The sequence below is a fragment of the Bradyrhizobium sp. genome (assembly GCF_047605465.1).
Lineage (GTDB): Bacteria > Pseudomonadota > Alphaproteobacteria > Rhizobiales > Xanthobacteraceae > Bradyrhizobium.
Genome location: NZ_JASGFS010000068.1, coordinates 1 through 22,651, shown reverse-complemented (window position 1 = coordinate 22,651; position 22,651 = coordinate 1). Strand labels below are relative to the sequence as shown.

Annotated in this window: 21 protein-coding genes; 11 read left to right on the top strand and 10 right to left on the bottom strand. The window is 65.0% G+C overall.

Annotation, left to right across the window (positions count from 1 at the left end):
- Nucleotides 1-468: 468 nt before the first annotated feature.
- The 3 genes from QM712_RS31090 (at nt 469) to QM712_RS31080 (ending at nt 2,504) form a co-directional block, all read left to right on the top strand.
- Nucleotides 469-1,248, top strand: a complete 780-nt coding sequence (locus QM712_RS31090) for an NAD kinase (protein WP_415026974.1) — start codon at nt 469-471, stop codon at nt 1,246-1,248.
- Between the two features lie 100 nt (nt 1,249-1,348).
- Nucleotides 1,349-1,894, top strand: a complete 546-nt coding sequence (locus QM712_RS31085) for a response regulator (protein WP_415026973.1) — start codon at nt 1,349-1,351, stop codon at nt 1,892-1,894.
- A gap of 31 nt (nt 1,895-1,925) precedes the next feature.
- The gene (locus QM712_RS31080; protein WP_415026972.1) at nt 1,926-2,504 is read left to right on the top strand and encodes an Hpt domain-containing protein; all 579 of its coding nucleotides are present in this window, start codon (nt 1,926-1,928) and stop codon (nt 2,502-2,504) included.
- A gap of 235 nt (nt 2,505-2,739) precedes the next feature.
- Here the strand turns inward: QM712_RS31080 and QM712_RS31075 are convergent, their stop codons facing one another.
- The 4 genes from QM712_RS31075 to folE form a co-directional block, all read right to left on the bottom strand.
- The gene (locus QM712_RS31075) at nt 2,740-3,915 is read right to left on the bottom strand and encodes a DUF2336 domain-containing protein (protein WP_415026971.1); all 1,176 of its coding nucleotides are present in this window, start codon (nt 3,913-3,915) and stop codon (nt 2,740-2,742) included.
- 194 nt (nt 3,916-4,109) lie between these two features.
- Nucleotides 4,110-5,141, bottom strand: a complete 1,032-nt coding sequence (locus QM712_RS31070; RefSeq protein ID WP_415026970.1) for a lytic transglycosylase domain-containing protein — start codon at nt 5,139-5,141, stop codon at nt 4,110-4,112.
- 151 nt (nt 5,142-5,292) lie between these two features.
- The gene (gene hisI, locus QM712_RS31065; RefSeq protein WP_415026969.1) at nt 5,293-5,715 is read right to left on the bottom strand and encodes a phosphoribosyl-AMP cyclohydrolase; all 423 of its coding nucleotides are present in this window, start codon (nt 5,713-5,715) and stop codon (nt 5,293-5,295) included.
- Between the two features lie 83 nt (nt 5,716-5,798).
- On the bottom strand, nt 5,799-6,491 hold the full coding sequence (folE, locus tag QM712_RS31060; RefSeq protein WP_415026968.1) for a GTP cyclohydrolase I FolE: 693 nt from the start codon (nt 6,489-6,491) through the stop codon (nt 5,799-5,801).
- A 241-nt stretch (nt 6,492-6,732) separates the two neighbouring features.
- Here folE and QM712_RS31055 point away from each other — a divergent pair, with 241 nt between their 5' ends.
- A complete protein-coding gene (locus tag QM712_RS31055; protein ID WP_415026967.1) occupies nt 6,733-7,188 on the top strand; it encodes an iron-sulfur cluster assembly scaffold protein in 456 nt (151 codons plus the stop codon).
- A gap of 56 nt (nt 7,189-7,244) precedes the next feature.
- On the opposite strand, the gene QM712_RS31050 is transcribed toward QM712_RS31055, so the two are convergent.
- The gene (locus QM712_RS31050) at nt 7,245-8,147 is read right to left on the bottom strand and encodes a hypothetical protein (protein ID WP_415026966.1); all 903 of its coding nucleotides are present in this window, start codon (nt 8,145-8,147) and stop codon (nt 7,245-7,247) included.
- Between the two features lie 230 nt (nt 8,148-8,377).
- On the opposite strand from QM712_RS31050, the gene yidD reads away from it, so the two are divergent.
- Both yidD and QM712_RS31040 read left to right on the top strand, forming a co-directional pair.
- Nucleotides 8,378-8,716: a membrane protein insertion efficiency factor YidD gene (yidD, locus tag QM712_RS31045; RefSeq protein WP_415026986.1), complete on the top strand. Its 339-nt coding sequence runs from the start codon at nt 8,378-8,380 to the stop codon at nt 8,714-8,716.
- Nucleotides 8,717-8,809: 93 nt separating this feature from the next.
- Nucleotides 8,810-9,019, top strand: coding sequence for a hypothetical protein (locus tag QM712_RS31040; protein ID WP_415026965.1), 210 nt, complete (start codon nt 8,810-8,812; stop codon nt 9,017-9,019).
- A 28-nt stretch (nt 9,020-9,047) separates the two neighbouring features.
- On the opposite strand, the gene QM712_RS31035 is transcribed toward QM712_RS31040, so the two are convergent.
- Both QM712_RS31035 and QM712_RS31030 read right to left on the bottom strand, forming a co-directional pair.
- Nucleotides 9,048-10,259, bottom strand: a complete 1,212-nt coding sequence (locus tag QM712_RS31035; protein WP_415026964.1) for a hypothetical protein — start codon at nt 10,257-10,259, stop codon at nt 9,048-9,050.
- 2 nt (nt 10,260-10,261) lie between these two features.
- Nucleotides 10,262-11,629: an APC family permease gene (locus tag QM712_RS31030; RefSeq protein ID WP_415026963.1), complete on the bottom strand. Its 1,368-nt coding sequence runs from the start codon at nt 11,627-11,629 to the stop codon at nt 10,262-10,264.
- A gap of 315 nt (nt 11,630-11,944) precedes the next feature.
- Here QM712_RS31030 and QM712_RS31025 point away from each other — a divergent pair, with 315 nt between their 5' ends.
- Both QM712_RS31025 and QM712_RS31020 read left to right on the top strand, forming a co-directional pair.
- On the top strand, nt 11,945-13,288 hold the full coding sequence (locus tag QM712_RS31025; RefSeq protein ID WP_415026962.1) for an alpha/beta hydrolase: 1,344 nt from the start codon (nt 11,945-11,947) through the stop codon (nt 13,286-13,288).
- 170 nt (nt 13,289-13,458) lie between these two features.
- Nucleotides 13,459-13,785: a hypothetical protein gene (locus QM712_RS31020; protein ID WP_415026961.1), complete on the top strand. Its 327-nt coding sequence runs from the start codon at nt 13,459-13,461 to the stop codon at nt 13,783-13,785.
- Between the two features lie 18 nt (nt 13,786-13,803).
- Here QM712_RS31020 and QM712_RS31015 read toward each other — a convergent pair whose 3' ends face one another.
- Both QM712_RS31015 and QM712_RS31010 read right to left on the bottom strand, forming a co-directional pair.
- Complete coding sequence (locus tag QM712_RS31015; protein ID WP_415026960.1) at nt 13,804-14,181, bottom strand: hypothetical protein; 378 nt, start codon at nt 14,179-14,181, stop codon at nt 13,804-13,806.
- Between the two features lie 78 nt (nt 14,182-14,259).
- Nucleotides 14,260-15,432: an MFS transporter gene (locus tag QM712_RS31010; RefSeq protein WP_415026959.1), complete on the bottom strand. Its 1,173-nt coding sequence runs from the start codon at nt 15,430-15,432 to the stop codon at nt 14,260-14,262.
- Between the two features lie 214 nt (nt 15,433-15,646).
- Between QM712_RS31010 and thrS the strand changes: the two genes are divergently transcribed.
- The 3 genes from thrS (at nt 15,647) to QM712_RS30995 (ending at nt 19,677) form a co-directional block, all read left to right on the top strand.
- Nucleotides 15,647-17,695, top strand: a complete 2,049-nt coding sequence (gene thrS, locus QM712_RS31005) for a threonine--tRNA ligase (protein ID WP_415026958.1) — start codon at nt 15,647-15,649, stop codon at nt 17,693-17,695.
- Between the two features lie 86 nt (nt 17,696-17,781).
- Entirely contained in the window at nt 17,782-18,345 is a 564-nt protein-coding gene (locus tag QM712_RS31000) for a nitroreductase (protein ID WP_415026957.1), read from the top strand.
- 63 nt (nt 18,346-18,408) lie between these two features.
- Nucleotides 18,409-19,677: a serine hydrolase domain-containing protein gene (locus QM712_RS30995; protein WP_415026956.1), complete on the top strand. Its 1,269-nt coding sequence runs from the start codon at nt 18,409-18,411 to the stop codon at nt 19,675-19,677.
- On the opposite strand, the gene QM712_RS30990 is transcribed toward QM712_RS30995, so the two are convergent.
- Nucleotides 19,663-22,125, bottom strand: coding sequence for a putative bifunctional diguanylate cyclase/phosphodiesterase (locus tag QM712_RS30990; protein ID WP_415026955.1), 2,463 nt, complete (start codon nt 22,123-22,125; stop codon nt 19,663-19,665). The two genes, QM712_RS30995 and QM712_RS30990, sit on opposite strands and share 15 nt — an antisense overlap.
- Between the last annotated feature and the right edge of the window lie 526 nt (nt 22,126-22,651).

Below are 22,651 nucleotides of genomic sequence, written 5' to 3'. Positions count from 1 at the left end.
AGCAAGGTATTTTCGCGATCCGATCAGCCGCGTGACACCCGTCACAAACTTTGCCGACCGAAACTGCGTCATCTCGCCACACAAATTCCGGCACGCTCGCGGTGGTGACGGGTTCGGCGCGCATCTCGTCCCCGGCAGCCATCCACCGCCTGGGTCCGGCCGGGCCGCGCGATCGTGTCGTCGCGCCCTGTCGTTCGCCCGCGACCGAGGCATCGCACGGCGCGACCATCATGCCGGTCACGTGGACAGCCTCGGCGAGGTCAGGGTGGGCCAGGTCAACGCCTCGCGCCCGGGGCTGCCGCTGCCAGCTCCCGACTACGCACCGGCCCGGTTCATGCAGCCCTGCCGGCCGGGTGGTTCGGGTCGCCGCCTTTTCTTTTGGCGGCCTTGATCCTCGACAATGGAGGCCCAGGTCGTATAGACGAGCCCGGCGGAACTTTCTCGAGCCAGCGGCCCTACCCGGAAGCCATGACAAAGCCCTCGCGATATGACCGGATCGCCTTCGTTGCCAGCCCGAGCAGCGAGGCGCAGGCGGCGTTCAGCCAGCTCACCGAGCGCTATGGCAATTGCGAACCGGACGACGCCGACGTGGTCGTGGCGCTCGGCGGCGACGGGCTCATGCTCCAGACTCTTCATCAGAACATGCGCACGGGAAAGCCGATCTACGGTATGCACCGCGGCACGGTCGGCTTCCTGATGAACGAGTATTCCACGCACGATCTGAGCGCCCGCCTGGAAGCCGCGCATGAATCCGAGATCAACCCGCTGCTGATGCGCGCGACCGACGTCAACGACCACGTCCACGTGCATCACGCCATCAACGAGGTCGCCCTGTTCCGGCAGACCTACCAGGCGGCTCGGCTCCGGATCCTGATCGACGAGCGCGAGCGTATGCCCGAGCTGATCGCCGACGGCATCATGGTCGCGACGCCCGCGGGCTCGACCGCCTACAATCTGTCGGCCCAGGGACCGATCCTGCCGATCAACGCCGCCCTCCTGGCGCTGACGCCGATCAGCGCCTTCCGGCCCCGCCGCTGGCGCGGTGCGCTCTTGCCCAACACCGCTTACGTCGTGATCGAGGTGCTGGAAGGCGACAAGCGGCCGGTCGCTGCGGTCGCCGACCACGACGAGGTGCGCGACGTGCGCCGCGTGGAGGTCCTGTCCGACAGGACCATCTCGATGCGCATGCTGTTCGATCCCGGCCACAGCCTGGAAGAGCGCATCCTGCGTGAGCAGTTCGGCTACTGAGCCCCTGCCCCGCCGGGGCTACGAACGTCCGGGCCTCAACCCTTCGTTAACCGCCGGCACGATATGGTTAACGAAAGTTGACCGCTTTGGCCCGGGCGTCATGTTCCGCATTGACTTCAACAAGCTGCGTTTCCTCGTCTGCGACGACAATCCGCACATGCGCCGCATCTTGCGGACGCTGCTGCATTCCTTCGGCGCGCGCGAGGTCTATGAAGCCGAGGACGGCGCCACGGCGCTGGAGATGTACAGCCATTACGTGCCGGACATCGTCATCACCGACTGGGCGATGCCGATCTTCGACGGGCTGGAGCTTGCGCAGATGATCCGGCAGCCGGAATCCAAGGGCAATCCTTACGCGCCGATCATCATGCTGACCGGGCATTCCGAGAAGCGCCGCGTCACCATCGCGCGCGATGCCGGCGTCACCGAATTCCTGGCCAAGCCGATCTCGGCCAAGGGCCTCTACCAGCGCATCATGAACGTGGTCGCCAACCCCAGGCCCTTCATCAAGACCAAGACTTATTTCGGTCCTGACCGGCGCCGCAACATCAACTCCGCCTATATGGGTCCCGAGCGCCGCGTCGGCGAAAAGCACGAGGTGCTGCAGCAGCCCTCGCTGCTCGACAAGGCCCGCTCCTCCATCTAGCGCAACGTCTCTCACGATCGAGGCCGGTATCATGGCGAAGAACAGCGCAAGGGACATCGAGGTCACGGCCTTCGCCTCGCATCACGTGATCACGCAGCCCAACCCGTTGCGCAAGGTGCTGCGGCGGGTCGAAGCCAAGGACATGGATGACCCGGTGGGCCGCGCCGAGCAGGCCCTCGCCGGGCTCGCCGGTGAATTCAAGGACTGGATGGCCAGCGAGGTCGAGAGGCTGTGCGCCGCCTGGGCCACGATCCAGAAGGACGGTTTCGACGACGACCGGCGCGGCGAGCTGTTTCGCGCCGCCCACGACATCAAGGGCGATGCCGCGACGTTCGGCTTCCCGTCGGCGGCGGGGATCGCGGAAAGCCTGTGCCGGGTGATCGAACATGCACCGGACCTGGCAAAGGTGCCGGCCGAGCTGTTCACACATCACATCAACGCCATCCTGGCCATCGTGCACGAAAACACCCGGCTCGACAGCCTCAGCGTCTCCAGCGAGCTCAGCCGCCGCCTGCGCAAGGTCGCCGACGAATATCTCGCCCATGTCAACCGCGACCGCCCCGAACATCTCGAAGCGGTCATGGCGCCGAGCATCGCGCCGGCGGAGTAAGGCTCAGCCTCTTCTTTCGTCACGACGGACGCAGCGAAGCGATCCCGAAGCCCTGTGCGGGGACGGTCTAGATTGCTTCGCCGGGCTCGCAGTGACGGAGTTTTAAGGCAGCATTGTCGCGTCGGCCGGCATGCGTAGGGCGGGCAAAACGAAGCGTGCCCACCAGACCGAGCAATCTATATTTTTGGGATGGAGCGGGCACGGCGCTGCGCGTCTTTGCCCACCCCACGATGCGTTACGCCGCGATCAGATCCTCATAGACCGGTGCGATCGCCTCGTCCGCGGCCAGCTCGTCGCAGAACAGCCGCGCCTCTTCGCGCGCCGATTCGGTGGCGAAGCGGCGGAGCAGGATCATCAGCGGCTCGGTCGCGCCGCGATCGGTCTCACAATGGGTGAGCACGCGCTCGACCATGCGCCGTCGCAGCCGCGCCGCGCCATCGTCACTGTCGACGAAGCCCTGCTCGTGGCAGGCATCGAGCGCGACCTGGAACGCCGCGAAGGTCGCATCCGGAAGCCCGGCGCGGCGGAGCAGCGCATGCAGGCTTGCGCCGCCGCGGTCGTGCAGCAGCGCCGAGACGCGCGCCAGCGGCAGATCGGCCAGTTCGGCGAGCGCCGCATCGAACAGTTCGAGATTGCTCGACAGCAGCGCGCGAAGGATCAGGCCGGCGGTGAGCTGGCCGGTGACGCGCAGGTGCCGCACCAGGCCCTGCATGTCGTCTCCGCGCGAGCAGGCCGCGATGTTCATGGTGGAGCGGTCGCGGGCCTCGGTCGTCATGCGGTCGGCGCGGTCGGCGCTCAGCCAGTTCCGAGCCACCACGAACTGCGCCAGCGTCTCCGAGAGTTTCGCCACCAGCGCGGCGCGCGTTGCGGCCGGCAGATCCTCCAGCACCAGCATGGCCTCGCGGATGGCGGCCAGATGGCCGTGACGCTCGACGATGCGGTCCCACGAGAACGGTGCGAGTTCGGCGTAGGGATTTTCGATCAGCTCCAGGGCCGCCGCCGCGCAGCCGACCTCGGCGATCGCGGCGCAGACGGAGACGGGTAACGCGATGCGGCGGGCAACCGCGCACTGCACCTCGCCGTTGCCGGTCGCGACGATGTCGACGAGATCCGCGTCGATCAGGAGTGGAGAGTGTTCGAGCACCGGCAGCGCGACCGACGGCTGGTCCGACGACAACGCCCGCACGATCGCGGCCGGCGCCTCGGCGCTGCGCGCGAAGGCCTCGGCCATCGCCTGCCGCACCAAAGGCGAGGCATCGTCGAGCAGCATCAGCAGCGCGCCTTCGGCCGCGATGCGGTCGTCATGGGAAAGGTCTGAGATCAACCAGGCACGCGCCAGTGCGCGTGTTGCCTCGGCACGTTCGCCGGCGGACGCGGTCTTGATCCAATTGATGAACTGCCGAACGATCATGGTCTTTCCGGCCTACGCAACCCAACGAAACGGCGACGACTTGTCGCCTGCAACACAAAATAAACCACGACGCTTAACAAAGCGTTCACCATAACCGGCTGGTTTCGTTGACGTTTTATTAAGAGCTGGCGGCCGTCTCAAGGAGCGTGGTGCGGCGTTGCGGCGCCGTCAGTGCGTGCAGGGCCGAGAGAAATCTAGCCGCTGAACGTGCCGTTGCGATCGCTGAAGAGATCGAGCGGCTGCGGCGGCCGCACGTCGGGCGTCGCGGATGCGACCGAGGTGAGCGAGGCGTTGCTGCCCCACAATTTCTGCACCGTCGCGGAAACCGGCTGCGTGGCGTCACCGGGCTGGTAGATCGAGCGAAACGCGGGCGCGCTCGGCGCATTGTCGGTGGCGGTCGACGACGATGATGACGAGGACGACGCACTGACGGACGTCACCGCGCGCGTATCCGGAAAGGTCTGCAGATAGGCGGCGTTGTCGACGAGCGGCATGGCCGGCTGCACGCCATTGGCGCTCGCGACCTGCGTCGTCGACGGGGTGTCGCCATACATCGCCATCGCGCTACGCGTCACCTTGGAATTGGCCGCGCTGGCGTAGCGCGCATCCAGCACCGAATAGACCTCGGATACGCTGCGCGCGCGGCCGTCTTTCGCATAGAAGATCGATCGGTTGGACGAGGCCGCGTTGGGAAACAACCGCGCGCCGACCGCCTGCGGATTGTCCTCGGCGTTGGCGATCAGCTTGGCGGCTCCGCCGACGCCCATGAAATGTGCCATGTAGAGTTCGCTGTCCGACGGCCTGCGGCCAAGCAGCCCGGTGAGCTTGAAGCTGTTGGACTGCGTCAGCGCCGCCGCCATGCTCGACGCCGCCTCCGGGTCGTCGCGCAACTTCATGATCGACCGCTTCATCACGGGATCGTCGACCGTGTAGGTGCCCGACGACGTCCTGGTGATGGCGTCGGAGTAGCTGCCGTAACCAAGCTGCGTGCCGGCCTCCTTCACGGTGCCGAGCCAGGTCTGGTCGATGAACTGATAGAGCCCGTGCGCCGACGACGTGGTGGCGCCCGCCGTCGGATCGAAATCCGATTCCATCTTGGCGGTGGTCAGCATGTACTGGAAGCTGACTCCGGTCCGGCTGGACACCTGCTTGATCGCACCGGCGACGCGTGCCCGCGACGGATCGAGACCCGCCGTCTGAGAGGCACTGGAATTGTCGACCGACATGATGGAGGGCCCGCCCCGCGCGGCATTGAACGGCGCCGGCAATTCGGCACCCTGTCGTCCCACCGTGGGACAGTTATGGTTAACGCGGAGTTAATTCGGCTTTCGCCGTCGTCCCGGGCCGACTGCCGGTGCGAGTCCGAATGACGGCCGACTACTTCTTGTACACTGCGTCCGGATCGAACAGGCGCTCGGCATCGGTGAAGACGAGCCTGGCGCCTCCCCCGTCCGCCTCGACCTTCCGGTAGAAGCAGGATCTGCGGCCCGTATGGCAGGCCGCGCCGATCTGCTCGACACGCAGCCAGACCGCATCCTGATCGCAATCGGTGCGTATCTCGACCACCCGCTGGGTCTGACCCGAGGTCTCACCTTTTCGCCACAAGGCGTTGCGCGAGCGGCTGAAATACCAGGCCTCGCCCGTCGCGATCGTCTTGCGCAGCGCCTCGTCATTCATATGCGCGACCATCAATACGTCACCGGTCGCGACATCGGTCGCCACGCAGGTCACGAGCCCGGCCGCATCGAACCGGGGCAGGAAGGCCAAGCCTTCCTCGATGTCATGAGAGTGAGCGGACACGATCGTCCTCGCTAGGGCATCATCCGGAAAGCGTGCAGCGCCTTCCGGAAAGCTCATGCCTCAACAGACAGACCTTGGCGAGGTCAGCGCTGCAGGCCCCGCACCAGCGACAGGAAACGGGCCTGCTCCGCCGGATTGTCGCGGAACATGCCGGTGAAGCGGCTGGTGAACGTCGATGCGCCATGCTTGGCGACGCCGCGGACCGACATGCAGGTATGCTCGGCCTCGATCAGCACGGCAACGCCGCGGGGCTTCAAGATCTCGTCGATCGCTGCCGCGATCTGCGCCGTCAGGTGCTCCTGGGTCTGGAGCCTGCGGGCGAAGATGTCGGTCAGGCGTGCGAGCTTCGACAGTCCGACGACCCGCTCCACCGGCGTATAGGCGATGTGCGCCTTGCCGTAGAAGGGCATCATGTGGTGCTCGCACTGCGAGGTGAACTCGATGTCGCGGACCAGGACGAAGTCGTCATAGCCGGCGGTCTCGCCGAAGGTGCGGTCGAGAACCTCGGCCGGGCACTGATGGTAGCCCTGATAGAGCTCGTCGAAGGCTTCGACCACGCGGCGCGGAGTGTCCAGCAGACCCTCGCGCTGGGTGTTCTCGCCGATATAGGCGAGCAGCGTCTTCACCGCCTGCTCGGCTTCGGCACGCGCGGGGCGCGGCTGGTCGGCACGAACGGCCGCCGCCAGGAACTCGGCGGGATCGAGTTCGGGAGGCCGGCTATCGGGCTGCTTCGGGTCGGGCTTGTTGGGGCGGATGGATTTGATTGCAGCGTCCATGTCTACTCCGTTCGACGGCCTCGCGGCCGGAGTGTCACCGGCAGACGGGGCGGCAAGCCGCCGGACGCCTGAAGAGAACAGTCTCGGTGGAAAACGTCCCGGATTCTAACGCCGGCCACACGGTTTTGGATCACCGCGCGCCGCGCCACCGGGCTGTTTTTCCACCAGTTCCAATCCTATATAGGACCGTGGACGGCGCCCGCCAAGGCCGATCCCGCCCGGAAGTGCTGGACTCCATCACATGCTGAACGACATTTACAACAAGCGGATCATCGAACTGGCGGGGAATATCCCGCGCCTCGGGCGGCTTCCGGACCCCGACGCCACCGCCACGGCCCACTCGAAGCTGTGCGGCTCGACCGTCAAGGTCGACCTCAAGATGGACGGAGACGTCGTCACAGATTTCGCCCACGACGTGAAGGCCTGCGCGCTCGGCCAGGCGTCCTCATCCATCATGGCAAGCCACGTCGTCGGCTCGACCGCGAGCGAACTCCGGGAGTTACGCGAAACCGTTCGCAAGATGCTGAAGGAGAACGGTGCTCCCCCCGACGGCAAATGGGAAGAGATCAAGTTCCTCGAGCCGGTCCGCGACTACAAGGCGCGCCATGCATCGACGCTGCTGACCTTCGATGCCGTCGTCGACGCCATCGGCCAGATCGAGGCCAAGGCGAAGCAGCCGGAGACCGCGCGCGGCTGAGGCCGGCCGATCGGCCAGCCCCGACGACGTCGTCGCGAAGAACGATTCCAGAAACGCTATTTCTGTGAGCTTGCCGCAGGCGCCGCGCCCGTCGGCACCACGGCTTCCGCCGTCTTGGTCGACTTGGCCGGCTGCAATTGCTGCTCCGGTTCCTCACCGAACCTTGCCTGGGTCTTTGGCGCAAGCGCCGCGACCGCGGGCGCCACCAGATCCACATGCGGCAGTACGTCGGCCACGAGATCGGTCGTCACCAGATTGGTGAGCTTCAGTTCGCCGGCGTCCAGTTCATGCAGGTCTTCCCAGGGCGGTACGCTGAGCGCGAGCGACAGCAAATCACCGGCACCGCCCATGTCGAACGTGTACTTGGCGAGCCTGCCGATGTCGCGCTCCACGATCATCAGGTCCTGCGCGCTGTAGCTCGCCGCCTTGGCATCATCGGCGCGGTCGCCCATCCAGATCTGGTGGACCCGGACATGCGCGCCTTCCGGTACGTAACGCTTCTTGCCGGCGAGCAATAGGAACACGCACATGGATTCGCAATAGGCCTCGGATCCAACCGCCGGGCGCGCACTTGGCCCGCCGCGATTCTGCATGCTGATGCCGACCGCGGTCAAAAGCCCGAGATTGCGGAAGCGGCGACCCAGCGAGATCGCGTCATTGACGGAGCCGCCGCTGGAATCGAGCACCACGGTGGCGCCGCCAAGCTGGCGGCCGCGCGCGAAATCCTCGAAATCCCTGGGTGTATCAGCGGTGATGATGCCGACCGCACTGACCCAGCCGCGACAGTTCGGCTCGCATGCGACCCAGCCGAATTTCATCGGCAGCTTGCGCTCTTCGAGCGTCGCGCCGGCGCGCGCTGAGGTCCCCAGCGTTGCGATCGTGCCCGCCAGCACGACGCCGCAAACGGCGGTTCCCATCAAAAGCCAGCCGCGGAGGTTGAGCGACTTCAAAAGCTTCAAGCTGGTTCCTTCCCCAGGCCTTAAAAGCAATCAGGCAAGCCCCGTCTTAACGACCACCAAGTCTACACATGGGCGTCACAAAAATGGTATCCGGGGGAATACAGGCCGTCCATAGGTACTTGCTGCACTGCTCCCAAAAAGCAGGCAAACTATGGCGCGCGCACAACAGCTTGTTGTTCCCCGCGATGGAACCGCGCGCACAAGAGCGCAAGATGATAGCTAGGCACGACGTGAAGCATTCAGCCTGCGAGCATTGTTCCGGATCTCTCGCCGAAACGCTGCGACTGCCGCGCAGATTCGGCCGTGCCCTGATCTGGCTCTATCGCCACACGCTGTCGCCGCTGGTCGGTTACAATTGCCGTCATCTGCCGACCTGCTCCGTCTATGGCGATGAGGCGATCGAGCGGTTCGGGCTGTGGGCCGGCGGCTGGATGACGCTCGCTCGCCTGCTGCGCTGCCAACCCTTCGGCACGTCGGGCATCGACAACGTCCCCCTCACCGCTCCGCCAACTGCGCGCTGGTACTTACCCTGGCGGTACGGCCGCTGGCGCGGCGTCAACGCGCCATAAGCTTGCTGCGGTGCTTTGCGCAGCTCAGCCCTGCGCGGAACCGGAAACAATCCTGTCGCGTTGTTGTGATGCTCCCCTCGGGAGGAAACAAACATGCGCTGGAAAATCAGCCCACATTTTCACTTCAAGCTTGGTCCCGATCTGAATTCCAGGAGTCATCACGACCCCAGAACCATGGATCTCCTCGCCATCGTCGCCCTCCTCGCGCTCGTCATCGGATCCGGCTGGTATCTGGCGACGAGCTTCACCACGCCGCCAAGCACGACGGCGTTCATCGTGCCGAGTCAAAGCGTGCACTGGTAGACGACCTCGCAGCGGCAGGTAGACGACTTCATCGGAACCAGAAGAAGCGTTCGGGCGGCGGAACCGGCTCGGGAGGCCGTGGCCGTCTCGGACGCGGCGCTCTCGGCGGCGGCTCGACCGATGAGGCAGTCTCCGCAACTGGCGCAGATTCACTTCCCGGCACCTTCACAGCCAGCAACACGTTGGATTCGTGCGTCCGCCAGCGATAGCCGACGCCGAAATCGATGGGCTGGGCTCGCGTGAACAATTCGGCGTAACGCTCCTGATAGCGCCCGGGAAATTCCGCGATCGGTCCGAGGTAGCGGCCGAACGGAAAGAGCCGCCATTGCCTCGTATTGAAGTAGGCGAGCGGAATTCCGGAATCGTCCTGGACGATGGTCGCGCTGTTGGCCAGCAGCCAGTCGCGCACCACCGTGAAATTGCCGGCGTGCAGGAGATAGGACGCGCTCTTGATCAGGCTGTTGCCGGGCCCCAGCGTCTCGCAGAACCTGAGGAAGCCCGCGGCGCGCGCACCCGAGTTGGAGAGATCGGTCGAGAAATAGTACAGCGTGCGCGCCTCGCCGTCGCTGCCTGCGAAGGTGATACGAACGCCGCGCGTGGCGTTCGGTCCCGGATTGTCGTGTCCGACATGCATGCCCCCGCTGTTGTCCAGCGCGACCATCTCGACGTTGCGGATGGTCTTGCCGGAGCGCGCGAGGAAGACATAGAGGATCGGCAGCGTGCCGTTGACCTGGTTTGCGTGCAGGTCGACCTTCATCTGCTTGGTGATGAAGAAGGAAAAACTCAGGATCGAGCCGAGTGATCGCTCGACATTGTAGAGCGCCGCTCCGACCGAACCATGCGGCAGCCTGGTGAGATCGGGTACGGCGCCGACCGGCTCCAGCGCGCCCAGCACATAGGTGCTGGCCTTTGGGTAGAACGCGTTGGCGTAGAGGAAGTCCGGACCGCTGAACATGTAGAACATCGTCGGCCGGGGCGCGGCCAGGTTGACGTCGGCCCAGTTGCGGATCTTCGAGAGCTGGCGCTGCTCGAGCTGGGCGAACGCATTGTCGAAGAATCTGGCATGGCGCTGCCAGCCCGGGTCCTTCGTGAACGACGTCAACGGCGAGTCCGCCGAAGGCTGCATCCCGGCGAGGAAGCGCGCCGTGTCGTCGAAAGTGACGTCGTCCGCGCACGCGGACGAAACGGCCGCAGCCAGCAGGGCAAGAGCGACGGCCGCAATTCTCATGGGACGAAGCATGTCTATTCGCGATGTGATGAATTGGCAGCGGCGACCGGCCGCCTGCGGAAAACAGCGTAGATCAACAAGCCCGAGAGCATGACCAGCATTCCCGAGAGCGACTGCACCGGCCGCTCTTTCAGGAGGTAGTACATCATGAATGCGGTCATAAGCAGGAAAACCAGTGGCGTGAACGGGTAGCCCCAGGCCCGATAGGGACGCGGCAGATCGGGATCGGTGATGCGCAACTTGATCACCCCGAGCACGGTGAAGAAGGAGCAGAACAGCAGCGCGAACTGGATGAAATCGAGCACGGCCTCGAAGCTGCGCGTGAACAGCAGCAGATTGGCGACCGCGAGCTGGAACAGGATGGCATAAGCCGGCGCGCCGCTGACCGATCGCCGCGAGAACACGCGCAGGGCGGGAATGTCCTCCCCCATCGTCATCATCACCCGCGGCCCGATCCACATCATCGCGCTGATCGAGGAGACGAGGCCGACGCAGATCATCGCGCCGACGATCCTGCCGCCGAGACTGCCGAAGATGGCGCTGCCGGCCACGCTCGCGACGTTGAGCTGGCCGGCAAGCGCGCTCATCGGCGTCGAGTACAGAAACACCGCGTTCAGCGCGACGTACAGCACCATCACGATCACCGTACCTGCGAGCAGTGCGCGCGGCAGGCTCTGCTGCGGCGTGTTCATTTCGCCGATGATGTAGGTCGCGGCGTTCCAGCCGGAGAACGAGTACATCACGAAGACCAGCCCGATCGCGAAAGGCGCGCTGACGATATGGGCAAGGTCGCCCGCCGACGGCGTGAAGGTGACGGGCTGCGGCACGCCGATGACGAATCCGGCAAGCAGGAAGGCGACGATCAGCACCACCTTCAGGATGGTCGCGATCAGCTGAAAGGTGGAGGAATGCCTGACGCCCGTCAATTGCACGATCGAAACCAGCCACACCACGCCAATGGCGAGCGGCGTCGGCGGCAGATCGGGAGCGATCGATTTGGCATATTCGGCGAACGCCATGGCGGCGAGCGCGACCGGCGCCGCAAAACCCACCGTCGCCGAGACCCAGCCGGCGAGAAAGCCGAAGGCGGGATGATAGGCACGGCCGAGGAAATTGTACTCGCCGCTCGAGCGCGGAAACATCGCGCCGAGTTCGCTATAGGAGAATACGCCGCACAGCGCGACAATGCCGCCGGCCGTCCACAGCAACAGGATCGAGAAGCCCGACGGGATGTCCTTGACCTGGAATCCCAGGCTGGTGAAGACACCGACCCCGATCATGTCGGCAACGACGATGGCGGTCGCGACCAGAACGGAGACCCCGGACCCGCTCTCCCTCAGCCGGCCTGTCCAGGGCGTGGTTCCCGCATCTGATGCCGTCATCAGGGTCCTCAGCCTCAGGCGTGGCGCCTCGTGGGAAAGCATCGTGCAGATTGGTTCAGTCAATTCAAGCAAGGTTAACACGTGCTAAATGAGGCGACGGAAATAGGTATTCTGTCACCTCCGACGCCTGTTATCGGGCACGAAAGCCGCTCCAGCGCAGGAGAATCAGCTCGTCGCTCTCACAATCACGACACGATTGCATGGTCCTTTTGAGCGTTCCGGATGTGGGGAAGTTTCTCCGGACACTTAACGTCGCCTAAACACCAGTCGGCTCAATTGTCCCAATACTGCCGACGGACTTGGGGTCATGGGTGGATGGTCGGGGCCGTTCCGAAGTTGAAAGCAGACATACGTGCTGACCGGACGAAGCCGTCCGGCGCGCGCGGTCGTGCGTTTCGGATCGCCCTCGTCTCAGCCTTGGTGCCGCTGTGCCCGCTGCTGGTTCAATGCGGCAGAGCGCCCAACCCGGCGGCGCTCGCGGCAAACACCCAGGTCGACGCGCCGGTCAATGCACGGACCAACACGCAAGTCGTCGCCAAGACCAATCGGCAGGTCGCCAGCGGCGACACGTTCGAGGATCGCTTCCCTGCCCCGCAATTCAAGGAGCGCTTCCCCTCCGCGAGCGAGAGCTTCCTGCAACGGCAGATGTCGGACTTCTCGCCCAAGCGCGCGGTGGAGCAACAGCCGGAGCGGGCCGCCTACAAGGTGGCGTCGCTCGAGCCGCAGGTCCCCTACAAGCGACCGCAACGCGAAGACCTGACGACCCTCGTCAGCATGAAGTCGTCCGCCTTCCCCTATTTCGGCAACAACCCCGCTTCCGACGCGCCGTTCCTCAACATCTCCAAGGGCGAGCGTCGCGGTCACCGCAGCTATTCGGGGCGCGTCTTCTGGCAGGACGAGACCTACAATGACAGCCGCGTGCTGGTGCACGTGCCGGAGCATTTCGACATCCGCAAGCCGGGCGTGATCGTGGTGTTCTTCCACGGCAATGGCGCAACGCTGGAGCGCGACGTGCGCGACCGGCAGCTGGTGCCGCAACAGATCACCGATTCCGGCGCCAACGCCATCCTGCTCGCACCGCAAATGGCGGTCGATGCCGCCGATTCCAGCGCCGGAAAATTCTGGCAGCCCGGCGGCTTCAAGCGCTTCATGGCGGAATCGGTCGACCAGCTCGCCCGCCTCAGCGGCGATCCCAACAGCGCACGCGCTTTCGCCGAGATGCCGATCGTCATCGTCGGTTACAGCGGCGGCTTCCTGCCCACCGCCTGGAGCCTCGAAGTCGGCGGCATCAGCGACCGCGTGCGCGGCGTCGTACTGCTCGACGCCGTCTATGGCGAACTCGACAAGTTCGCGACCTGGATCGAGACCCACCGCTCCGGCTTCTTCGTCAGCTCCTATACCCACTACACCGCAAAGCGCGACCGCGAGCTGATGAGCATGCTGCGGCAGAAGGGTATCGGTGTCTCCGAGGACATCGACGGGCCGCTGCGCCCCGGCAGCGTGGTATTCGTCGAAACCGCCGACGGCATCACCCATAGGGACTATGTGACGCGCGCCTGGACACGGGACCCGCTCAAGGACGTGTTGGTGAAGATGTCCGCGACGCCGTCCCTGGCGTTGACGCGCGTGGCCGCGACCAACGCCTCACCGAGCCGCTAGGCCGGGATATTGCGCCGGCCGGCATTTGGCCGCACTGCCCGCAATTCTCTCACGCGTTGATCAAAATGTGATGTTGATGGCCGAGCATCCCGCAAGACAACGGATTGTTTCCACGGGCTGCGGCAATAATTTGCTGACGGATTTCAGTTGGAATTTTGCGGGGACAGGCAGTGCGCCAGGGACTTTACAAAGTTGATTTCCACACGGTGCACGGAACCGGCTGCGGCCTGGTCTATGTGACGGACGGCAAGATGCGCGGCGGCAATTCCGCCTTCGCCTTCATCGGCACCTACACGGGCGAAGGCGACAACATCAAGGTCAAGATCTCGACCGAACGCTACAACGACGATCCATCGTTCCGGCCGCTGTTCGGGACCGACAGGATTACGCTCACCCTCTCCGGAAGAGAGGATGGCGACACGGCCGAGTTCGAGGGCAGCGCTCTGCAATTACCGGGCGTTGCCTTCAGAGCGGTGCTCAGCCGGATCAGCGATTGAGCGCCCGGCTTCCCGGCGTCAGTTCTTGGGCAGCTTCGGAATGCTCTCGGCAAAGCCGTTGAAGCAGGAGAGCCGTTCGTCCTCTTCCTTGAAGAAGCGGCAATCGGCGACCCCCTTGGCCTTCGCCGGCTTCGGCTTCGGCGTCGGCGGGATGACCCCATCGTAACAGTTGAGGCGGTCCTTGGTGCCGTCATCGACGTCGAGGCAGGCCTGGAGCCGCACCGCGATCGATTGCGGCTTGCCCTTCGGCGCCGCGGCCGGCTTGGCTGCGGCTTCCTTGGTCCCCTTGGGCTTGACCTGCACCAGCGGCTTGTCCCCGACCATCGGCGGCTTATCGGCTTGCGCGAAAGCGGCGGTCGAACAAAGCACCGCAGCAACCGCCAATATCATCCTCATTGCAGTCGACTCTCGTTGGTCCCGTGCCTCGCCTTCTAGCGCTCTCGTGCTCGGTTTGCCAAGCGCCTTGCACAGGATTCAGGCCGGTGTGCCCACCACCCGTGGTCGGGTCAGCACGACAAGGACCAGGGCCAGGATGACGAAGCCGGCCGCCACGAAGCCGAGCGGGTGCAGCATTTCGCGGGCAAACAGCAGCCCTCCGACGGCGGAGCCCAGCGCCTGGCCGATATAGAGAACGGACGTATTGAGCGCGACCGTCGCCGATGCGAGCGGCGGCGCTGCAGCGACGAGCCGGACCTGCTGCATCGAATTGGTCGAGGCGAAGCCCAGTCCCCAGATCCCGACCGAGAGCGTCATCAACCCAAGTGTGCCAGCACTGAGCGCCCATCCCGTGATGCCGGCAAGCAGCAGCGAGGTGAACAGCAACGAGGTTCGATACGGACCCCAGCTATCGACGATGCGGCTTGCGACGGCGACACCGAGGAAGCCGCAGACGCCGTAGAGAGCGAACACCATGCCGATCGCATCCGGGCCGGCATCGGTGAGCTTCTTCAGCAACGGCCCCATGAAGGTGAACACGGCGAACTGCCCGGACATCTGCAGCATCGTGATCGCAAGCAGCAACAGAATGTTGTTGTTGCGACCGACCTCGCCCCAGGTCTTGAGATCGACCGGCGTGCCCCTCAGCCCCGCCGGCAGGCGCACCAGCAACAGCAGGAAGCTGACGCAACCGAGCGCTCCGATCACACCATAGGCCGCGCGCCAGCCATAACGACTGGCAACGAAGGTGATCAGCGGCAGGCCGACGGCGGCAGCCAACGACCAGCCGAGGAAGATATAGGCGATCGTGCCGCCGCGTCGCTCGACCGGCACGATCAGCGCCGCGGTCCCGGCGGCCTGCGGCGTGTACAGCGCGCCGACCGCGAGCATCACGAGGCGAATGGCGAGGAGACTCGCATAGTCGGGTGCGAAGGCCGAGGCCAGATTGCCGGCGGCGAGCACGGCGAGCGTCGTCGCAAGCAGCACTCGCCGTTCGATGTGGCTGGTGAGCCAGGCCGTGAGCGGCGAACCGATGCACAGCGTGATCGCGCCGAACGTGATCAGCAACCCGGCGGCGTGGATGCTGATCCCAAGCCCCGTCGACAATTCCGGCAGCATCCCCGCCGGCGCCAGCACCGAACAGCCGGTGACGATATTTCCGAGCATCAGAGCGGTCGGCGTGAACCGGACGGCGGAAGGAGCAACTTTCATGCAATTGCATCTATACTATCGCTCCGCCGAATGAAAGGGCGGAGGAGCTGCCTGCGGATGTCGCGAACCGCTTCGTGACGATCTTGCCTCTCGCCCGCCGAATTGCGGTCGAAATTCCCCAAAAAGCACGATTGCGCGGCGCGAAACGCCTGCTATACGCTGCTTTTCCGCTTACCTGCGCTCGTTCGCAGGAGTGAGCCTCAGGAGAAAAGCAATGTCTGACGACCACAAGTCCGAATCCGGCTTCCAATACAGCCTCAGCAATCTGAAGCCCGTGACCCCTGCCGCCAAAGTCACCCTCACCTTCCCCGACGGCGCCCAGCGTCAGTTCGACAAGAGCATCACCGGCCTCGAGATCGCCAAGGGCATCTCGCCGTCGCTGGCCAAACGCACCGTGGCCATGGCGCTCAACGGCGAACTCGTCGATCTCAACGACCCCATCGAGGACGATGCGAAGATCGAGCTCGTCAACCGGGACGATCCGCGCGCGCTCGAACTGATACGCCACGATTGCGCGCACGTGCTCGCCGAAGCCGTGCAGGCGCTCTGGCCGGGCACCCAGGTCACGATCGGCCCGGTGATCGAGAACGGCTTCTACTACGACTTCTTCCGCAACGAGCCGTTTACCCCGGAAGACTTCGCCGCGATCGAGAAGAAGATGCGCGAGATCATCGCGCGCGACAAACCGTTCACCAAGGAAGTCTGGGACCGCGAGAAGACCAAGCAGGTGTTCCGCGACAAGGGCGAGGCCTTCAAGGTCGAGCTGGTCGATGCCATCCCCGGCAACGAGCCGATCAAGATCTACTACCAGGGCGACTGGTTCGACCTGTGCCGCGGCCCGCACATGACCTCGACAGGCAAGATCGGCAACGCCTTCAAACTGATGAAGGTGGCCGGCGCCTATTGGCGCGGCGACAGCAACAACCCGATGCTGACCCGCATCTACGGCACCGCCTTCGCCAAGCAGGAGGACCTCGACGCCTATCTCAAGCAGATCGAGGAAGCCGAGAAGCGCGACCATCGCAAGCTCGGGCGCGAGCTCGACCTCTTCCACTTCCAGGAGGAAGGTCCGGGCGTCGTGTTCTGGCATCCGAAGGGCTGGACCATCTTCCAGCAGCTCATCGCCTACATGCGCCGCCGCCTGACCGGCGACTACAACGAGGTCAATGCACCGCAGATCCTCGACAAGTCGCTGTGGGAGACGTCCGGCCATTGGGGCTGGTACCGCGAGAACATGTTCGCGGCGCAGTCGGCCGGCGACGAAGCCGAGGACAAGCGCTGGTTCGCCCTGAAGCCGATGAACTGCCCGGGCCACGTGCAGATCTTCAAGCACGGCCTGAAGAGCTACCGCGACCTGCCGCTCCGCCTCGCCGAGTTCGGCGTGGTGCATCGCTACGAGCCGTCCGGCGCCATGCACGGCCTGATGCGCGTGCGCGGCTTCACCCAGGACGACGCGCACATCTTCTGCACCGAGGACCAGCTCGCCGAGGAATGCCTGAAGATCAACGATCTCATCCTGTCGACCTATGCCGATTTCGGCTTCACCGGCGATCTTACCGTGAAGCTCTCGACCCGGCCGGAGAAGCGCGTCGGCACTGACGCGATGTGGGATCATGCCGAGCGCGTGATGGCGACCGTGCTCAGCCAGATCCAGTCGCAGAACAACCACATCAAGACCGAGATCAATCCGGGCGAAGGCGCCTTCTACGGGCCGAAGTTCGAATATGTGCTGCGCGACGCCATCGGCCGCGACTGGCAGTGCGGCACCACGCAGGTCGACTTCAACCTGCCGGAACGCTTCGGCGCCTTCTACATCGACCATGACGGCGGCAAGAAACCGCCGGTGATGGTCCACCGCGCGATCTGCGGCTCGATGGAGCGCTATATCGGCATCCTGATCGAGCATTACGCCGGCAATTTCCCGCTCTGGCTCTCGCCGGTGCAGGTGGTGGTCACCACCATCACCTCGGAAGCCGACGAATACGCCAAGCAGGTGGTCGAGCAGGCGCGGCGCGCGGGGCTTCGGGTCGAGATCGACCTGCGCAACGAGAAGATCAACTACAAGGTCCGCGAGCACTCGCTGGCCAAGATCCCGGCGCTGCTCGTCGTCGGCAAGAAGGAGGCCGAGACTCATTCGGTCTCCGTGCGCCGGCTCGGCAGCGACGGGCAGAAAGTGATGACCACGCAGGAGGCGATCGCGGCGCTGCTCGACGAGGCCGTGCCGCCGGATGTCAGGCGGGCGCGGGACGCGGTCTCGGCCTGAAATCGATCTAAACTCGCTTTCGGTTGCGGGCGTGCATGCCTATCTCGGGCATGCACGCCCGACGACCAGCCGAAGAGGAAACCGCAGTGCCCGATGCCATCGAACTCCTGAAGACCCGCCGCTCGGTCAAGCCGCGCGAGATGACCGGACCCGGCCCCTCCCCGGCCGAACTCGAGACCATCCTGACCATCGGCGCGCGCGTGCCCGACCACGGCAAGCTGGCGCCGTGGCGCTTCATCGTCTTCGAGGGCGACGCGCGCGTGCGTGCCGGCGAGGTGATCGCCAAGGTCTTCGCCCGGAAGAATCCCGGCGCCCCGGCCGCGGACATCGAGGTCGAACGGAAGCGCCTCACCGACGCGCCGTTGGTGATCGGCATCGTCAGCTTCACCAAGCCACACCCGAAGGTGCCCGCCTTCGAGCAGGAATTGTCGGCCGGCGCCAGCGCCATGAACATCGTCACGGCCGCCACGGCGCTCGGCTACGGCGCGGCCTGGCTGACGGGCTGGTTCTCCTTCGACCGCGACGTGCTGGACGGCCTCGGCCTGAAGCCGGACGAGAAGCTTGCCGGGCTCGTGCATATCGGGACGCCGACGAAGCCCAGCGAGGACCGCCCGCGGCCGGTCCTTTCCGAGATCGTGACGCGTTTTTAACCGGAGTCTTGTTGACGCCTCCGGCGTCTTGCGGCTTTGTTCCCGTCGAGGGAGGAAGCCCGGATGAAGCGTCGTGAATTCCTGGTCGGGGCGGCCGTGCTGGCCGGCTCGATCTCGCGAGGTCGGGCTGCCGACATCCCCGCGCCCGCACCGGACCAGTTGCAGCGCATCACCGCGTTCTTCGAGAACGAGGTCGGGACCGGCAGGTTGCCGGGGGCCGTCATCCTGATCCAGCAGCACGGAAAGCCGGTCTATTTCAAGATGTTCGGCGTCCGCGATGTCAGGACGCACCTGTCCATGACGCCGGACACGATCTTCGCCATCCATTCCATGACCAAGCCGATCACCAGCGTCGCGGCGATGATGCTGATCGACGAAGGCAAGCTCGCGCTCACCGACCCCGTGTCGAAATACATCCCGGCCTTCGCCGGCACGAAGGTGGGGCTGGAGGTCACCAAGCCCGACGGTTCGCTGGCGCTCGACCTGGTGCCGCCGATCCATCCCGTGACCATCAGGGACCTGATGCGGCACACGTCGGGCATCAGCTACGACTACATCGGCGGCAAATGGGTCGAGCTCGCCTACAAGGCCGCCAACATCTTCGAAGGCCGGTTCGACAACAAGGAATTCGCCGAGCGCATCGCGAGGCTGCCGCTGGCCCGCCAACCGGGCACGCTGTGGCGCTACGGTCATTCCACCGACGTGCTCGGCAGCGTCATCGAGATCATCAGCGGCCAGACGCTGTACGACTTCCTCAAGCAGCGCATCTTCGATCCGCTCGGCATGACCAACACCAAGTTCGTGCTGACGACGCCGGACGAGTTCGAGCGGATGGCGCGCCCCCTGCCGACCGACCAGATCCTGCTCGACGCCGAGCGCGAGCGCCTGGATCATCCGGAATGGCAATCCGGCGGCGGCGGCCTGCTGTCGTCCGTCACCGATTACGGGCGTTTCGCCCAGATGCTCCTCAACGGCGGCGAGTACGGCGGCAAGCGTTACCTGAGCCCGGCTTCTTTCAAGGACATGACGACCGATCAGATCGGACCGGGCTCCGGCGTCGGGCGCGACTACTTCTATTTTCCCGGCGACGGCTTCGGCTACGGCTACGGCGTCGCGGTCCGCACCGATCCGGGCGTTGCCAAGCCGCCGCCGCCGGGCTCGATCGGCGAGCTGAAATGGGACTCGGGCAGCGGCACCTATTTCGGCGTCGATCCCAAGCTCGACATGATCTACGTCATGATGCAGCAGACCCAGAACGAGCGCGGCCGCATCACGCCTGCCTTCAAGGCGCTGGTCTACGACTGCTATCCGCCGGATCTACGCCGCCCGTGAGGCGCGCTCGCCGAAATCGGCGAGCAGCTTCGCGATCTCGGCCGCCGGGCGCGCGGCGCTGAACAGGAAGCCCTGCACCTCGTTGCAGCCTTCGGCGCGCAGCCAGTCGAGCTGGTCCTCGGTCTCGACGCCTTCCGCGGTCGTGGTGATGTTGAGGCTGCGGCCGAGGCCCGAGATCGCCCGCACGATCGCACCGCAATCGGGCCGCTGAGCGAGGTCCTTCACGAAGGACCGGTCGATCTTGATCTTGTCGAAGGGGAAGCTGCGGAGATAGCTGAGGCTGGAATAGCCGGTGCCGAAATCGTCCATGGAGATGCCGACGCCGAGCTCGCGCAGCTGGTGCAGCGTCGCCAGATTGGCGTCGGTCTCGGCCAGGAAGATCGACTCGGTGATCTCCAACTCGAGCCGCGTCGGCGACAGGCCGGACTGCGCCAGCGCCGAGATCACGACCTGAACCAGGTTGCGGCTGCGGAACTGCGCCGGGGAGAGATTCACCGCGACCTTGATGTCGGCCGGCCATTTCACCGCCTCGGAGCAAGCCTCGCGCAGCACCCACTCGCCGAGCTGCGTGATCAGGCCGATGTCCTCGGCGACCGGGATGAATTCCGCCGGCGAGATCATGCCCTTCTCGTGGTGGCGCCAGCGCAGCAGCGACTCGAAGCCGGAGATGCGATCGGATACGATCGACACCAGCGGCTGGTAGTGCAGCTCGAACTCGCCGTTGGCGAAGGCGCGGCGCAGATCCAGCTCCATGTCGCGGCGCTTCTGCGCCTGGCGGTCCATTTCCCGTTCGAAGAAATGGTGCACGCCGCCGCCGTCGGACTTCGCCCGGTACAATGCCATGTCGGCGTTGCGCATCAATTCCTCCGACGTCGTGCCGTCGCCCGGCGACAACGCGATGCCGATGCTGGCGCCGATCACCGTCTCGAGGCCGTCGATGTCGTAGGGCGCGCTCAGCATCTCGATCAGGAGCGAGGCACAGGCGCTGGCCTCGTTCGGCGAGACGTCGGCGGCCAGGATCACCGCGAATTCGTCGCCGCCGAGCCGGGCCGCGAGATTGGCGCCGCGGATCGCGGTCGCAAGTCGTTCGGCGACCTGTTTCAACAGGCGGTCGCCGACCGGATGGCCGAAGGAATCGTTGACGTTCTTGAACAGGTCGAGATCGATGCAGAGCACGCCGACCCGCTTTCCGCCGGCCTGGTCGAGCGCCTGCTTCAGGCGATCCTGAAAATATTCGCGGTTCGGCAGATCGGTGAGCCCGTCATGATGCGCCATGTGGGCGATCCGGGCCTCGGCCTTGCGGCGCTCGGTGATATCGACCACCGCGACCAGATAGCCGTCGCGACCATCGAAGGTGACGCGGCGACCGAAGGTGAGCACCTCGATCTCGCTGCCGTCGGCGCGCAGATGCCGCCAGTTGCGCGAGGAGTGATAGGTCTCGCCGACACGTTCCAGCGCCTCGGCGTGGCTGTCCCACTCGTCCTCCGGCCAGATCTCGTGCAGCTTCATGCGCAGGAAGGCCGCGCGGCTGTAGCCGTAGTGCTGGACCGCGGCGTCGTTGACGCTGAGGAACTGTTTCTGCTCCGCGTCGAACACCCACATCGGCATCGGGTTGTTGTCGAACAGCAGCCGGAACGAGGCATCGCGCCGCTTCATCGCGGTGACGTCCGAAATGGTCAGCGACACCACGTCCGCGAAACAGGTTGCGCTCATCCGCAGATGACGCCCCGCGTTTTCGATCTCGAACTGCTCACCGCGGCCGCCGGAGACCGCCTTCAGCAGGAATTCCATGATCTCGGGCGCGGCCAACAGCGTGCCGCCCTGGCCGAGCCGGCGCCACAGCAGGCCGCTGCTCGCCACGTTGAGGAGCAGTTCGGCGCCCTTGTTGTGGTGCACGATCTGGAGGTCGAAAGGCTTGCCCGCCGCGTCGCGCAACGTCGTCAGCGAGACGACAGCGTCCTCGGTCGCGGAGAAGATCGCATCGAGAAGGTTGTACTGCGCGCCGTGCTCGTTGACGTAGGTCCCGACCAGCGTGGCGCCCCAACGCGAGGCGGTCGGCAAGGCCAGCAGGTCGTAGGTCTTGACCATGCCGTCGCGTACGCAATGCGCACGCGCATGGTGGGGTCGTCCGTTCGCGAGCGCGCTCGCCGTCACTTCCGACAGCGCCGTCGCGCAATCGGGCGACAGCTCCGCGACCGGAATGTCCCAGCGCTCGTCACCGAGCCATTGCTGCACGTACCGTCCGCTGCGCGACAGTTCGAGCGTACCGTCACCTTTGAGCAGCGCGATGTGATCGGCGAGCCTGCCGAGGCTGCCGAGCATCACATCCTCATAGCGCGGCAACCGTTCGCCCGGCTTCACCGCGGCACGCCATTTGCGCTGAAGCACCGGGATGTCGTCGAACATCTCGGTGGCCGGCTTTCCCGGCGCTCTCTTCGCGGCAGTCATTGCAGTCCCCAACGCACTTTCCCCGTGCATCCAATGCAACCACGCTTAATGGCGTGTAAAAACGACGCAGCCGCGAGTTCCATTTGGCGATTATGACAGTTTAAAGTCGGGCGATGGTTAGCGTGCATTAGAGACTATGACGGTTTGCTGAAATGCGTTGCGAGGATGAGGTGAGATCCTCGCGTGCAGCCGTCGTGAGCGCCGGCTCTGCAGCGCAACGCTGCGCGCTGCACCCAGGGCACACGACTGCGCGTTTGGTGCACGCACCTTATCCCTATCGTTATTGCGAGCGGAGCAAAGCAATCCAGACTCTCGCCGCGGCGACAGTCTGGATTGCTTCGTCGCTTCGCTCCTCGCGATGACGGGGTGTGGGGAGCGACGTGGGCGATCTCCTCTCTCGTGTCCCGGACGCGTTGCAACGCGCCAGCGTTGCTGCGCAGAGCCGGGACCCAGCGGGCCGCACGCCGCGCTGATGCAAGGACACGGTTTCGCATTCTCGCGGCTGGTTTCGCCCGAGCTTTGCTTG

Excerpts from the sequence above, each read along its gene's own strand:
- QM712_RS31040 (WP_415026965.1), top strand. The coding sequence starts at position 8,810 with ATGCGCTGGAAAATCAGCCCACATTTTCACTTCAAGCTTGGTCCCGAT.
- QM712_RS31010 (WP_415026959.1), bottom strand. The coding sequence starts at position 15,432 with ATGAAAGTTGCTCCTTCCGCCGTCCGGTTCACGCCGACCGCTCTGATG.
- QM712_RS31030 (WP_415026963.1), bottom strand. The coding sequence starts at position 11,629 with ATGACGGCATCAGATGCGGGAACCACGCCCTGGACAGGCCGGCTGAGG.
- QM712_RS31025 (WP_415026962.1), top strand. The coding sequence starts at position 11,945 with ATGGTCGGGGCCGTTCCGAAGTTGAAAGCAGACATACGTGCTGACCGG.
- QM712_RS31090 (WP_415026974.1), top strand. The coding sequence starts at position 469 with ATGACAAAGCCCTCGCGATATGACCGGATCGCCTTCGTTGCCAGCCCG.
- QM712_RS31085 (WP_415026973.1), top strand. The coding sequence starts at position 1,349 with ATGTTCCGCATTGACTTCAACAAGCTGCGTTTCCTCGTCTGCGACGAC.
- QM712_RS31015 (WP_415026960.1), bottom strand. The coding sequence starts at position 14,181 with ATGAGGATGATATTGGCGGTTGCTGCGGTGCTTTGTTCGACCGCCGCT.
- QM712_RS31075 (WP_415026971.1), bottom strand. The coding sequence starts at position 3,915 with ATGATCGTTCGGCAGTTCATCAATTGGATCAAGACCGCGTCCGCCGGC.
- QM712_RS31070 (WP_415026970.1), bottom strand. The coding sequence starts at position 5,141 with ATGTCGGTCGACAATTCCAGTGCCTCTCAGACGGCGGGTCTCGATCCG.
- QM712_RS31080 (WP_415026972.1), top strand. The coding sequence starts at position 1,926 with ATGGCGAAGAACAGCGCAAGGGACATCGAGGTCACGGCCTTCGCCTCG.
- QM712_RS30995 (WP_415026956.1), top strand. The coding sequence starts at position 18,409 with ATGAAGCGTCGTGAATTCCTGGTCGGGGCGGCCGTGCTGGCCGGCTCG.
- thrS (WP_415026958.1), top strand. The coding sequence starts at position 15,647 with ATGTCTGACGACCACAAGTCCGAATCCGGCTTCCAATACAGCCTCAGC.
- folE (WP_415026968.1), bottom strand. The coding sequence starts at position 6,491 with ATGGACGCTGCAATCAAATCCATCCGCCCCAACAAGCCCGACCCGAAG.
- QM712_RS30990 (WP_415026955.1), bottom strand. The coding sequence starts at position 22,125 with ATGACTGCCGCGAAGAGAGCGCCGGGAAAGCCGGCCACCGAGATGTTC.
- QM712_RS31035 (WP_415026964.1), bottom strand. The coding sequence starts at position 10,259 with ATGCTTCGTCCCATGAGAATTGCGGCCGTCGCTCTTGCCCTGCTGGCT.
- QM712_RS31055 (WP_415026967.1), top strand. The coding sequence starts at position 6,733 with ATGCTGAACGACATTTACAACAAGCGGATCATCGAACTGGCGGGGAAT.